This is a genomic window from Methanoregula sp. (assembly GCF_049510175.1).
Classification (GTDB): domain Archaea; phylum Halobacteriota; class Methanomicrobia; order Methanomicrobiales; family Methanospirillaceae; genus Methanoregula.
The window spans coordinates 510,925-523,968 of record NZ_JBEKZF010000001.1; the positions used below are offsets into that span (position 1 = coordinate 510,925).

Annotated in this window: 9 protein-coding genes; 6 read left to right on the forward strand and 3 right to left on the reverse strand. The window is 40.2% G+C overall.

The features are described from left to right. Positions 1-129: 129 nt before the first annotated feature. From ABSG49_RS02665 to ABSG49_RS02675, 3 genes are all read right to left on the reverse strand, one after another. Positions 130-1,470, reverse strand: a complete 1,341-nt coding sequence (locus tag ABSG49_RS02665; RefSeq protein ID WP_424024550.1) for an HNH endonuclease — start codon at positions 1,468-1,470, stop codon at positions 130-132. Beyond that, positions 1,460-1,720, reverse strand: coding sequence for a helix-turn-helix domain-containing protein (locus ABSG49_RS02670; RefSeq protein ID WP_424024551.1), 261 nt, complete (start codon positions 1,718-1,720; stop codon positions 1,460-1,462). The genes ABSG49_RS02665 and ABSG49_RS02670 overlap by 11 nt, the downstream gene beginning before the upstream one ends. Positions 1,721-2,085: 365 nt before the next feature. Then, on the reverse strand, positions 2,086-7,320 hold the full coding sequence (locus ABSG49_RS02675) for an NACHT domain-containing protein (protein WP_424024552.1): 5,235 nt from the start codon (positions 7,318-7,320) through the stop codon (positions 2,086-2,088). A 1,095-nt stretch (positions 7,321-8,415) separates the two neighbouring features. Between ABSG49_RS02675 and ABSG49_RS02680 the strand changes: the two genes are divergently transcribed. From ABSG49_RS02680 to ABSG49_RS02705, 6 genes are all read left to right on the forward strand, one after another. Continuing rightward, positions 8,416-8,697 carry a hypothetical protein gene (locus ABSG49_RS02680; protein WP_424024553.1) on the forward strand — a complete coding sequence of 94 codons (282 nt, stop codon included), beginning with the start codon at positions 8,416-8,418 and terminating at the stop codon, positions 8,695-8,697. 44 nt (positions 8,698-8,741) lie between these two features. Next, positions 8,742-9,554: a DUF4062 domain-containing protein gene (locus ABSG49_RS02685; protein ID WP_424024554.1), complete on the forward strand. Its 813-nt coding sequence runs from the start codon at positions 8,742-8,744 to the stop codon at positions 9,552-9,554. Positions 9,555-9,593: 39 nt separating this feature from the next. Further along, positions 9,594-9,983 carry a hypothetical protein gene (locus tag ABSG49_RS02690; protein WP_424024555.1) on the forward strand — a complete coding sequence of 130 codons (390 nt, stop codon included), beginning with the start codon at positions 9,594-9,596 and terminating at the stop codon, positions 9,981-9,983. A 431-nt stretch (positions 9,984-10,414) separates the two neighbouring features. Continuing rightward, positions 10,415-11,098: a hypothetical protein gene (locus ABSG49_RS02695; protein WP_424024556.1), complete on the forward strand. Its 684-nt coding sequence runs from the start codon at positions 10,415-10,417 to the stop codon at positions 11,096-11,098. Positions 11,099-11,671: 573 nt separating this feature from the next. Continuing rightward, positions 11,672-12,244 (forward strand): hypothetical protein, encoded by a 573-nt coding sequence (locus tag ABSG49_RS02700; RefSeq protein ID WP_424024557.1) that lies wholly within the window; start codon positions 11,672-11,674, stop codon positions 12,242-12,244. A gap of 247 nt (positions 12,245-12,491) precedes the next feature. Next, a complete protein-coding gene (locus ABSG49_RS02705; protein WP_424024558.1) occupies positions 12,492-12,995 on the forward strand; it encodes a hypothetical protein in 504 nt (167 codons plus the stop codon). Positions 12,996-13,044 lie beyond the last annotated feature (49 nt).

The following is a 13,044-nucleotide window of genomic DNA, read 5'->3' on the forward strand; positions in this document are numbered from 1 at the left end:
CAAACGCAAAAGTGATCGCGATTGAAAAATTTCAAACGCGATCACAATCGCGATCGCAAAAAGTTAAACAGGTTTGAATGAGCGGGCCGGAAATGATGTAAATGATGAAATATGGTGCGGTTGATCCTATCAATATGTGATGGTGGTTTGACGCTCATCGGGGTTCCGCCCCTCGCCGCGTGGGCTAGCCCCGCTGGGTTCACGTATCTCTTTTAGGAATTCTTTGTATCGCCACTGAAGGGCATCGATGTGAGGTGCATTCCGTTTGGGGGCGAGAGAATCAGTTTCGATCTTCAATTCATTCATCGTAGGTCCCTTTGGTCGATAGAGAATTTTCTTTGTTTCAGGATGGATGCAGAATAAATAATCATCAAATGCATCGTGATGATTATGACAGAAAATGAGACCATTTCTTTCATCATCGCTTGTGCGAGGTGCATCTTTGGGAATGATATGAGCTGCATGTAACAGATTATCAATCGTTATCGAACATACTGCACATTTTGAGCCATAACGTTTCAAAACCTTAAAGCGAAATTTGGTATCCCGTCGTATTGAGTTACTTGTTGTCGATTTTCTATCCGTCTGATATACCATAAATGGTTGTTCATCAACGGTTTGTGTCGGGGCACTCTTCACTTCACCCACCGAAGAAAACTCGATGAGGAATGTTTCATTTTCATCATTCCATTCGATCACATATCCTAGACGGACATCCCGCAGTTTGTCATTTGTTTCCGAGTGGGTAATGATGAAAAGGGGCACTTGGAATCTTTTCGCATTTTTTGTAGCCTCAATTTCATTATGATCAAAATTTTTCGGACGGTTCGTTTTTGGATAGTGATAGACGATGGAATCTTCCGTAAGATCATCAGGATACGATTTACCAGTATGTAATACGGAAACTGATATGCCAAACTCATCTTCAGATAGTGGGGTAGTCCGCTCTTTATCACACCAAATTCCTGCTGCTCCCCGATAAATTCGATACTGCTCCCGTAACACTTTAGGGGATAGATTTCGAGCATTATCCAGTGTTTGCAATTCTCTCCAAATCTTGATGCGATAATCCCGTTCTATGGAGATTTTGCTTTTTTCTTTTATGGGATATTGATCCTCGGATAATTTCGGATCGATATAGCGAAATTCAGGAACAGTCTCTTTTTTCAGAAGTATGTCAAAACCTCTCGCTCTGAAAAATTTATTTGTTGTCTCCTCTCCACCGGAGAATTTCGATACATCGAACAATTCGCCATTGGCATATTTGTTCGCATACATCACAACGATTTTTGGAGGATATTTCTCTCCCTCGTAAAAGAGATCATAGGTTGTTGAGTTATTTCTTGGAGGCCATCGTACTTTTTTGATCTCTTCGATGGCTTGGATGATGTGTTCTCGGGTAATATTTTGGGGAATCCGGAGTTTTAGCCTTTGTTTTTGAATAGGCGGATTGCCCTCTTCATTTTCCACGCTTCCCACCTTTCTTCACGGAATAATCCGGATCCTTCTTCTCATAAATCGAGAAGAGTTCCGAGGGCTCGATTTCTAGCGCTACGCAAATTTTCAAAATCGTGGTAAATGTTGGGCTTCGCTTTCCGTTCTCGACAAGACTGATGAATGTTCGGTCGAGACCGGTGAGTTTTGCGAGTTTATCCTGAGATATCTTTTTGGCTTTTCGTTGTTCCTGGAGGATTTTGCCAAAAATCTCTTCTTTGTGCATTTTTCTCTGAAGGAGAATCAGTGAAAAGAGGCTTGTGTCTATCGCAGACTATAGTCGACAAAGATGTTGACCTTTTTTCAACTCATGTTGTGTATTATAATTTATGATAACAATGTTCTCATACCAAGGACTGTAGTTGGATTTCCTAATGGTAAATTTGGAAATGTGGAAAATTGTGAGGTTCGAATTTGAACCCTCGCATAGGTATTTGGGGTTATAGGTATCTCGCAAATTTTGAACCCCTCACTTGTGATATCATACTGCTCTCAAGTTGCGTGGTGTTTGCGCGCGGGTCGCTGTTTAAAAAATGTATATGCTAGCGGCGCGCTTTCATTTAAAACGCAGAGGTAAAAAAATCCCCAAAATTATAAAATTATCCGTATCTTTTCAGTCAATTCCATTGCTTGGGGGATCTGATGATCTGTAAGACCTTTTAATAACCGTTTAAACGTATTGAAAATATCCGCATTATCCGTTATTGCTTGCCGATCCTTTTCCCAACAAAGATTCAATAATTCTGCGAGTTTTTCATTTTGGGTACTATCTTTCCAAAACTCTCCCGATTGTAATGACACCCCATATTGTTCTAACCATTTCAAAGCGGATAGACGAATACCTGAGCTGGCAGGTTTTGTTAAAAAGGATGTGAAATTCTTCAAACAATAGAGATGAGAGAGATTATATCTCGCCCATTTCTCGTAACAAACATTCATAGTCGTTACAATTTTTGTTAATTCTAGTCCCCAAGGATCGTGGAATTCACGTTCAATTCCTATTAATTGACACCATTTTTCTTCAATTGAATGATTCTCCGATATAGAATAACTCCAATGAGACGCACTTAAAGCATATTCAATCATTTTTTGCCATTCGTGAACAAATGAATCAGGATTTTCAATACAATTGTACATCCGAATGAACCAAAATGAGAAGAAATCCTTCGTCCAGTAATTTCGTTTTGTCTCTAAATCTAAAAATGGCTGCCATATTTCAATGGGATGTTCATTATCGGTCATTTCTGTAATGAATGTTGTAGATACAAGGAAGAACCAATTATCAAATTCATCGGGGGTGTGGGTGTCATTTTTTGGCCTTGTTTCATCCTTAATCGAGTAAATTACATATGCATTAATGTTCTTGACTAGTTTTATCCAATGTTTTCGTTCATCGTCGTCAAATGCTTGGTTTAATGATGATAACCATTTAAATGAAGACATGAGGGCTTGACGATCATGAAATTGTGGTGCATTCCATTTCCGCCCCCCATTATTTTGAAGGGGAGCAAATTTTCCAATTTTTTCAACTATTTGGAGTATCTGAGGGATATCTGGTGATAGTTTCCCCCCAATAAAATCTTGAAATTGTTGATTTATCCATTCAATAAAATCTAAATGGGATTTTTGGAAACCGTGATCATTGTTGTAAAAATAACAAAACGTCCTTGAAAACGAATTAATAATTGCTACATGAACCAATTGATAGAAATCATCGCGTATTACTGATCGAATTTTAAAAATGCTATTATAAAGGATTTCAACGGTTTTGTAATGATAAGATATAGCGAGACGTAAAATCATTTTACGGTTTTTTATTGATTTGGGGTCATCCACCCAGATATACGGAGCGGCCCATGCACAAAATGAATCCCATCCCATATCGTTGACATTTCGAGATGAATCAAATTGACTTGAAGGTGGTGGGTTAGAAACAAAATTGAAAACTTGTTCTATGCACCAGCGTTTTTTATCAGGATTTTTTTCAAGCCACTCTTTTCCTAATACAAATAAAACAGCGATTCCACCAGCGATTACATCCTCGTTTCTAAAAGGTCTCGATGTATCTGAATTGGGATTAGAGGAATGAGATAATTTTTGAATTACTGCCCAGATGTTATCCAATCTTTCTTGATCGAGTAACTCTCCTTTTTTCAACGCATTTGAACAATTTACGAGAAAATTCAGATGTTGTAAGCCTTCTTGAGACTTAATATAGTCATTTTCACTCTTTTGGAGTAAGATTTTAAGTTTTTCTGGTTCATTAAAGGCCCATCCTACTTTTCCATCCACCTCCGTGGTCTTGTAATTTTCACATTTAAATGCTTCAATTAAACGATATAGAAACAAATAGTCTTGAGAGTCCGAACTCATTGTGGCTAAACGATTTTCCCATAGTTGACGATATTGAATAAATGCAGATCGTATATCAGAGTCATTCAAGAATAGTGTGACCGCTATTTCATAAAAGGGGAGTTTTCTATGCACCATAGAATGCCATTTGGAGTGTTGTTCCCACATCATTTCATTAGAAATTCCAAACGCCGATGCGGATAAACTTCCTTCATTGAAGATTGTTTCCCATTGGAAGAGTTCAAAAGAACTAAATAAGGTGAATAGTGGCCCTTTGAAAAGTGATATTTTCTTTTTTCCGACAGATGCTAATACACCTAAAATCGAGACAGAATTTGTTTTTTCCAAAATTGTCTGAATATAGGGGTCAATTGATTCGTTCTCATCAATCTTATCGTATAAAAATTTCTCTAAAGCCATTAACATTGAGCCTAGGATAGTCGGGCAACAAGATACACCAGTGTCTCCCCTATACCAATAATATACCTGATGGTCTCCTTTCAATTTTTTTAGGGAACCCGATAACAATATCTCAACTTCATTTTTTGAATCGGATTCTAAGAAATCACTAACTCTTGAATCAGGATATCGCGTCTCAAACTTTTTTTTATTTTCGATGTACCTATCAGTTGAAAAATTAACGATTCGAATTATAAGATCTATTCCTTCAATAGGATGTTTATAAAGGAAAAATAGAAAGGAGGCATTGGTGGGTAAGGCCGGAATAACACCTTGGAAATCCTTGAGTCCTAATTCCCGTTCATGGTAATCACTTTCAAAATGAGGATCAACCCTTCTGGGTTCTTCGATAATTAAACCTAATAAGATATTTTTTGCTAATTCTGGATTTTTCACAATTATTGGTAGCAATTCATTTTCTTGTATGCACATCCGTTGAAAGAGATCATCAACTCGTTTATATGGACCATCGGGCCACGGAGGGAGGACCGTATCAGAATATTTGCCAAGTTTCGAATGAATAACCTGATCGGAAATTTCTTCAGAGGGCTCAATCTCACCCTTCCCAGATAAACTCAATAGAAGATTTTCAACTCGCTTTGAATCCTCATCAAATGCGGATATTGCCGCTGAATACGCCTTTTTCACTAGTTCTTCATCGTCATAATGCCATCTAGAATTATTTTTTTTAATTTTTTCAGCTATTGTTAACGCGATATCCGCGATTTCTCGTCTGCAATAATATTTTTCAGGCGTATATTTTAACCAGCTTTTTGCAATTTCAACAACAAATTTTGGTACGATCGTTTCAAAATCTGCTTTATTTCGAATAATAAATTGAAGCATTGGGATCCAATATTGTGGCACCGGAATTCTATCAATCAGTGCAGCTTGAGTCTCACTCAATCCCATTGCCTTTCCTAAGATTAACAATTGCCTATTCGGGATTGCAGCAACAATCATGAAACGATTTAAGAAACGTTTAAGTAAAATTCCATCCTCTTTTTTAAATTCTGACCATAATTTCTCTAATAACGGTAGGGGATTCGTTGCGAAAATAATTGATTCAAGAAGTAAATCGTGGATAGTTGTGAATTCATTATTTTCCTTTTGAATACTGTAAAAAATCTTGAGAAACTCAGTTGTATCAGGGAATTGTTCTAGTAGGTACAATCCAAATAATCGAATTCCTCTATGCCAAAGAGGAGAATCATACCTAGATTTTAAGAATATTTCAATATCCAAAATATGGCTAATCAGACATTGTTGGCGAGACCAATCCCCATAAAGATCGTGAGAAAATTGAATCCGATTTTGATTAATAAGGCAAAGTCCAGTCTTTTTTAGATCATCAAATAAGATTAAATCAGAGGGTGAAATCTCTGCGATAGGTGTTGAGCTTTGCCATTTTTCCGCTTGAAGTCTCGCAATGTTTTGAAGAAGACTTGATTTTGCAACTCCATTTTGTTGATTATTTACTTCATTTGTCCAAAACCATTGGATAAGGTCTGATTCGCCCACCCATTTTGACGCATCAGGAGCGCCGTAAGTGACAAGAAGATCAATAATTTTTGGTCGTGAGAGAAGCGATTTTAAATGAGGATGTTTAAAAATACTCGCCAATGACGGAAATTCCTTTGTAATTTGTGTAATCTCATTATCATCAAACAACCTAATATCTAGTATATTCCAATATTTTGGATTATTTTCATGTTTTAAAAATTGAAAGATAACCCTATTGTTCCACTCTTCCGTTTGACATGTGAATATAATTTTCCAGGGTGTTGATTTATCCTTAATGTTGCATGAATTGACGATCTGAAAAAGTTGATTAAAGCCTATTTCTGTAATAATTCTATCGAGTCCATCAATAATTACCCAGCATTCGTCATCTGAGATATTTGTAAATAATTCAGAGATGGAATGAGTTAATCGCCAATCACTTTCCAGTTGAGAAACACTTTGATCATTAAACCATCCTGCATCAAACCAGACGACTTTTCGATTAATTCTTTTTTGTTCAGCAATTCTTTTAACAATAACACTTTTTCCACTTCCAGAAACTCCGAGAAGAAGTGAAACATTTTCTGTTGTTGATTGAATTTTTATGATTTGTTTATCTCGGGGGATAGATAGTCTTCCACCAATTTTATCAGGGATTGCAGCAACAAAATTTTTTGAGGCAATATCGATATTTTTAAGATCTTGTTCATAAATCGGATAATTTTTTAAATTGTATTTCCGACGGAATCTGTTTAATAATTTCGTTAAATCAATATATCCATTATTTCCATCCTCTTCTATTGCAAATTCGATTAAATCAATCCATAATTTTTCAGCCTCAACTTGTGAACCACTCGAAAGAACGCATTGGCAATTTGCTATCCCAATATTTTCTTTTTCAGATGGATCACTATCAAAATCGAATGTAAAAACTTTAACGTGTTTTAGAAAGTCCCCGATGTGATCATCGGTAATATTCTTTTGTTCAGCGATTTCTTTAGGGCATTTAAAACTCGCAAAAAATGTCCTGACTGTGTCTGATGTATATTTGACTGTTGGAAGTCGGGCGTTCAAATCTTTGGAATCTTGAGAAGTGGCAAGTTGTAACAGTTCATAAATGGCTGCTTCATTATCATGTCCAAATGGTGCACAGGCTAAACCTAATACATCCTGATTTGCATCAAATTTTGATCCATCAAATCCTGTAAAGTCTATCCAAGCCGCATCAACAAAATCTTTCGGAGCACCATTTCTTGTAAATTGGGAGTTGCTTTTTGCTGAAAGAAATATACGCTTGTTCTGTCCCAGAAGATTAAATGTAACACACAAATCATCAATTTGAAGATGATCCCCACGCATCTGAAAATCAATTCGTGTTATCTCTCCGAGAGATCTGTCAAAATTTTTGTTAGCAAGGAGATATGTAAGAAAATATGCCCCAACTTTATGCTCGAATTGATAGCCTCCGCCGGATTTACTCTTAAGTGGTGCATTTTCTTTAATAGTTACCATTGATGCAACTTCTTGTTTTGAGACCAAAAATAGTATCGGTTTTATTTTTAAATGAGATAGTGATAACGTATTCTTTGATCAATTCATCCAATCAACCATTGATCCTCGCTGATCCGCATCAATATCCTGCTAATCAGTACCCAACATCAGCATAAATCAGCGCTTATCTGCACATCATCCGGTCTGATCAGCGCTTTGATCCCATTGATCTAGGCGTGTTATCACATGTTTATTGAGGATGAATGGTCGATCTCTCTCGGCGTTCTTTCCAACTGAAAACTTACAATAAATTAATACTCGGATAATAATAATATAAATTCTAATAATGGACGTTCCGAAAAATTTTTGTCAGAATTGCGGCCACGAATTGGATGAAGGTGCTGTGAAATGTAAACGATGCAACCTTGTAGCCGCAATAAACTTGGAAAATTTTCTGATTAGTAAATACAAATTATTGGCAGTTATCGGAGTTTTTGCGGCATTATCTGTTTATCTCTCAACTACTGCAATTTCCAACGGGAATAATGAATTTCTCCGATATGGAAGTTATATCAGTTTATCGATAGTCATTTTATTGTCCTTAATATTCGGCTGGGAAATCATTGGATATTCCATAAAAATTTTACAATTCCCATTCGATGGAGAATACCATTATAGAGATTGGTTTAAACTTGGATTTCGTTTTTCTACAATATTATTATTCATAAGTTTTTTTATCGTCATCATCGGTTTCATTTCGTTTTACATACTAGCAACGGAAAAAAACATTGCAACATCATTGGTTCTGACAATTCTTGTGGATTTTCTTCTCTTTTTTATCATTTCGACATTCTATTTTCCGACGAGATCACTAATTGAATCAGGGAATAATTTATTCAGATTAATCGTGGTTTTCTCTCTTATTTTCCTTCAATTTCTTACGATTAAATTATATTTTTTGGGACATACGGAAGATGTATTCGCATTATTAATGCCAATCTTTATAATTGTGATTGCATTTGTCCTAATAATCAGATCCTCGTGGTTAATTCTTCTGACGATGGATAACGGCATAAGATGTTTTACAACAGAAAATTTAAAAAAAATGAGGTCATTATGGCAATATTAAAAAAAGCGATTCTCTCAATTAAACCAACTGAAGGTAACGTGTTAATTTACGGAGGAATCGGGATATTATTCATTTTTCTTGGAGGAATGCTTCTCAGCATGAACCCTCCGAATTTTCAAGTGGGTTATCCCACAATAGCTATCGGTTTTGCTTTTTTTGTCTTCGCTGTTTCTATAGACAATTCAAAAAAATCTGCAAAGAAATCAGATCAGATATTAGCAAAACTCGATGAAATCCACGAAGAAATAAAGAAAAAAAATGAACCTTAAGATCATTACCATAGAATGAAAATGTAAAAATTACCGGTGAAAAAATGGTATTTTCTCCTAAAACCCCGATTTTCGTAAGTTCAACGTATTCCGATTTAATTCCCTACAGAAATGCAGTGAGACATATTTTATCGCAATTCTCTGTGGATATCCATGGGATGGAGGTCTTTGGAGCACAGACACGGAAACCTCTTGATACCTGCCTTGCAGAAGTCTTGACCTCTGAAGTCTTCATCGGAATTCTCGGAATGCGATATGGCTCGGTTGACGAAGCTACTGGGAAATCATTCGTTGAACTCGAATATGAGTCTGCACAAAAAAGCGGCCTAGAAATATGGATTTTCCTCATCGATGAAGAAAATACCAGCATCCCCCCAGTCTATGTCGATTGCGAATATGCGGAAAAATTAAAAGATTTTAAGAAACGATTGAAAAAAGAACACACTTGTGTAATCTACAATTCGGTAGATGATCTCGCATTACGAATCAAGAGTAATCTGGAGAAATATTTCGCCAACAAAGTGAGTGAACCGCCCCGATCGAAAGCGTTTGTTTCAGCAATAGTAAGTTCAGCTACAATCGCGAAAGGCGATGATTTCTATATCGCCGGAACCGCAACTGAAACAACATATTCCGGTGTAGCAATCTGGTTCTTTGGGCCGAATTTCTATAATCACTGGGTTGTGGATGTCAGGGATGATGATAGTTATATTATTACAATCTCGTCTTCATTAACGAAAACGATGCTTACCGGTCAATATTTCGTTGTTGTTCAGCATCCCATGGGTAATCATTCTTATGATGTAATGCCGGTGATATCCCATGATTCAATTATTGTGAAAAATTCCTTCAATTAAGAAAAATTTGTTGTAAGTGGAAAAGGAAGCCTCAGTAGTATGGAAGCTGCAGTCAACCTCATCGAATTTCTCAACAAATCGGGGATAGATGACACCTATACAAAACTGCAATTCCTCATCGAAGAACTGATCATTCGAATCGATCCGATTTCCCTCAAAAAAATAGGTGAGAAATTCATTATTACCGGACAGACAAATCTTGCCGTAGATAATGAAGTTCTGGTTGAAGTTATGCCAAGAATAGTTCCTCATAGTGCTGAAGCTTATTTTGGAATACGGGGGGCAACGAAAATTATCAAAGGTGATGCGGGACTAAATACATTTAGTTTTGCTGTTGAACTTGCCGACACAAAACCGGGGGAATATATCATCAATGTCATCTCTTATAAGATAGAAAAATTTTGGAGTCAGGTATTTCAAGTAATATAATCTACCCCTCCTTTTCAAAAGTGTGTTTCCCCGAGAAAATTTTGGGACGGAGCCCCGATGAGCGTCAGACATCATTTTACTTTTTCTTATATTCAAAAAAGATCCCCGCTACCCGGTTGCCCTTTTCCGGTAAGATATCCGAAGTTTATTCCTGCCACTCAATTAATTTTAGGCATTCTACAGAGATTATAATCCTTTACAAAAAAACATGATAAAAAATTACGAAAAGAATATAGTCTTACAGATAAAGTACGCCTTATGTCTCATTATTGCTATAAATGTCACAGCCAATTAGACGTCAAAGAACCAGTAACCGCACTTATTACTGTCATATGTCCTAATCCCACTTGTAAAGCAGAAAATAAAATCGGACCCTTTTACGATTATATAGCACCCCCACAACAGAACTCCAAAGAACGGAATATCTGACTATGACGACGGAAAATAAATCTGTTACCGCACCCGCTGCGAATGACAATACGGTTGAAAAGGAAATTGAAAACCAGAAAGCGGAATGGATAAAATATGCCCAGACATCACAGAGGAATCTGAGCGACAAGTATAATGAGACGGCAAAAACCCTTGTCACGTTATTCTCCGCAATTTTTGGTGCCTTTACATTATTGTTATCATTCTTCGGCCTTCCCGGTCAGGTAAATGTCAATATGTGGATAGCCATGGCGACTATCATTTGTTTTGCCGTAAGCATCATCTTCATGGTTATTGTTATCGGGCCAAGGGAATTTTTAACATCTCCGGAAGGCCTGAATTATTCCAACTCAGACGCAATCTGGCAAACCGTCTCCGACAGAAACAGTAAGGATCACCGTAATCTCTCGATTGGCATTGTGTTATTCATCATAGGAATTATCCTGATCCCCTGTTCTATTGCAATCAGTGTGATCAACCCGGGACAGAATGTCCAGGTGCTGACTACCAATGATAAAGTCCCATATTTGGAAAATTTATCCGTGTCATTCCTGGGCAACTCCTCACTAACCGAAGAGATGCTGTTGATCCGGCAGGATACAAAGACCTATTCATTTAAGCTTCCGAATGGCGAGGTTATCAAATTGAATAGTGACTGGGTTCAGGCCATTGTCACGAAACAATAACGCAAATTTTTTCACGCTTCTGTCTCGTTCTTATATCATTGTTATTAACGTTCACCCCTCCGCGGTTCATTCCCAGAACCAGCAGGTTCACCCAATCCGGCCCCATTAAACAGCCCGAATCCCTGTCGAAACTTATTTCGACGGATATTTAACCGACAAATATATAACAGGCCCAATTCTTGCTTAGATAATCACATGTCGCACCAATCCATTACACCAGAGTCAGTAAGGTAAGGATACATGCGGCTGTGGGTTACGGGCATCCTCAAGAAGCCCGCACAGCGGGAACGGCTCCATATTTTGCCGCAGCCGTTGTTGAACGCCGGCCAGTCAGGAACAGGTCGAACCGGGAGGGGCAGGAAGCCGCCCGGTGAAAGACCCGGTCCCCGCCGCAACCGGCAATGGCGGATGATCACGCTGCAACGAGCGTACGCTCCCGCAGGGAATGATGAACGAGACCATGTGCACGGCCATCAGTGCACACGAAGCAGCCCGGGACGTGATGGGTGGAGGGACATCAGGATGATGCCCCTTGAGTGGATGTGCATGCCCGGGTACCAGCAGGAAAGAACCATGAAGAAGAATGATACCAGCAAACATGGCGCCGGCCAGGACCCGATCACGCCCGGGGAGGCCGGCACTGCACAGGATAGTACAAGGAACACCCCGCAGGCACCGGCACCGTTCTGGACCGGGAGCCGGGGGCAGCACATCCGGACGGTGGTGCTGGAGGCGATCGGGGTCCTCAGGTCGGAGGGCTACTGGGTCGGGAGGCTCGATGAGCCCGAGCTCCCCTTCGACCTGGTCGGGATCCTGGACAAGGCGATCATGTTCGTCCGGGTCGTCCGGGCAAAACACCCGGTCGACAATGCGCTCGGGGTAGCCCATTATTTCCGGGACGAGATCCTGAAGATCCAGCCGTTCTGGCACCACGACTCGGACAATTACCAGTTCTGGGTCTTCTCGAAAGTCTCCGGGCTCCTCCGCTACCGGGTGTACCGCGGCGGTATCTGGAACGAGGTGACCAGGAAAGCGCCGGAAAAGAAAAAGCCGGGCAGGGAACAGACCGGGCTCAAAATGCGCACCGGACAAGGCTCCGCAGGCCAGACCGGGCACGTATACCTCCCGGATGGGTCACCCGCCTGAACGGGTTATACCCGGTACGCCAAATGCTGTTTGTCCGAGGAGTTCGGTAGAACTCTGAGGACGAGACAGCGAAGAATCCTGACGGATTCTTCTTGTCTTCCTGGTTCTTGCGAACCAGTCAGATGTCCAAGGGCGCCCGAGGACGAAATGAAAGAGAGTTCCGATGCACCTGAGGGAAATCGAAGGCCGGCTGATGCCTCCCTTCTCCTCCCCCGGGTCCTGAAGGACTCTCAGGAGAGTCAAAAAAATGGCAGACTTTAACCTGAACAACACCACGAAGAGCGCGGTCCGCAAGATTGCGACCCCGCTCGCAGATGTGACTGCCTTTGACAACCTCGTCCAGGGCGTCATAACGAGCAACCCCTTCCAGTGCGTTGGCTACAACGCATCGGGAGTGAACCACCCCCCGGTTGAACGCAGCCGGCAGGGTTACACATCGAGGATCCTCTACGAGGACGCCGATGCCAAGACCGTGGCGCTCATCTCGGTCAGGGCCGGGACCATTGCCGGGTTCACCAGCGTGGCAAACCGGATCCATGACGACACCACGATCGCCGCGGCCCTTGGCGGGACACCGTTCCGGGACCTCGAAAGCGAGAAGTATACCTCAACCCTGAAGTGCCACGATGCAAACGGCGAGATCTACTTCGTCAACTTCAGCCGGAATCAGGTGACCCTCACCTCCTACTCCGATGAAGCGATCCGGAGCCGGGTCGAGACCTGGGCCGACACCGTTGCGGCGTTAGCCTAGAGTGAGAAAAGCCGAAGGGAAGATCCCGAGAGATCTTCGAAGAATGCTG

What these genes read in the sequence shown, in the direction of transcription:
- ABSG49_RS02695 (WP_424024556.1), top strand. Translation starts at nt 10,415, where the DNA reads ATGACGACGGAAAATAAATCTGTTACCGCACCCGCTGCGAATGACAAT.
- ABSG49_RS02690 (WP_424024555.1), top strand. Translation starts at nt 9,594, where the DNA reads ATGGAAGCTGCAGTCAACCTCATCGAATTTCTCAACAAATCGGGGATA.
- ABSG49_RS02705 (WP_424024558.1), top strand. Translation starts at nt 12,492, where the DNA reads ATGGCAGACTTTAACCTGAACAACACCACGAAGAGCGCGGTCCGCAAG.
- ABSG49_RS02675 (WP_424024552.1), bottom strand. Translation starts at nt 7,320, where the DNA reads ATGGTAACTATTAAAGAAAATGCACCACTTAAGAGTAAATCCGGCGGA.
- ABSG49_RS02685 (WP_424024554.1), top strand. Translation starts at nt 8,742, where the DNA reads ATGGTATTTTCTCCTAAAACCCCGATTTTCGTAAGTTCAACGTATTCC.
- ABSG49_RS02670 (WP_424024551.1), bottom strand. Translation starts at nt 1,720, where the DNA reads ATGCACAAAGAAGAGATTTTTGGCAAAATCCTCCAGGAACAACGAAAA.
- ABSG49_RS02700 (WP_424024557.1), top strand. Translation starts at nt 11,672, where the DNA reads ATGAAGAAGAATGATACCAGCAAACATGGCGCCGGCCAGGACCCGATC.
- ABSG49_RS02680 (WP_424024553.1), top strand. Translation starts at nt 8,416, where the DNA reads ATGGCAATATTAAAAAAAGCGATTCTCTCAATTAAACCAACTGAAGGT.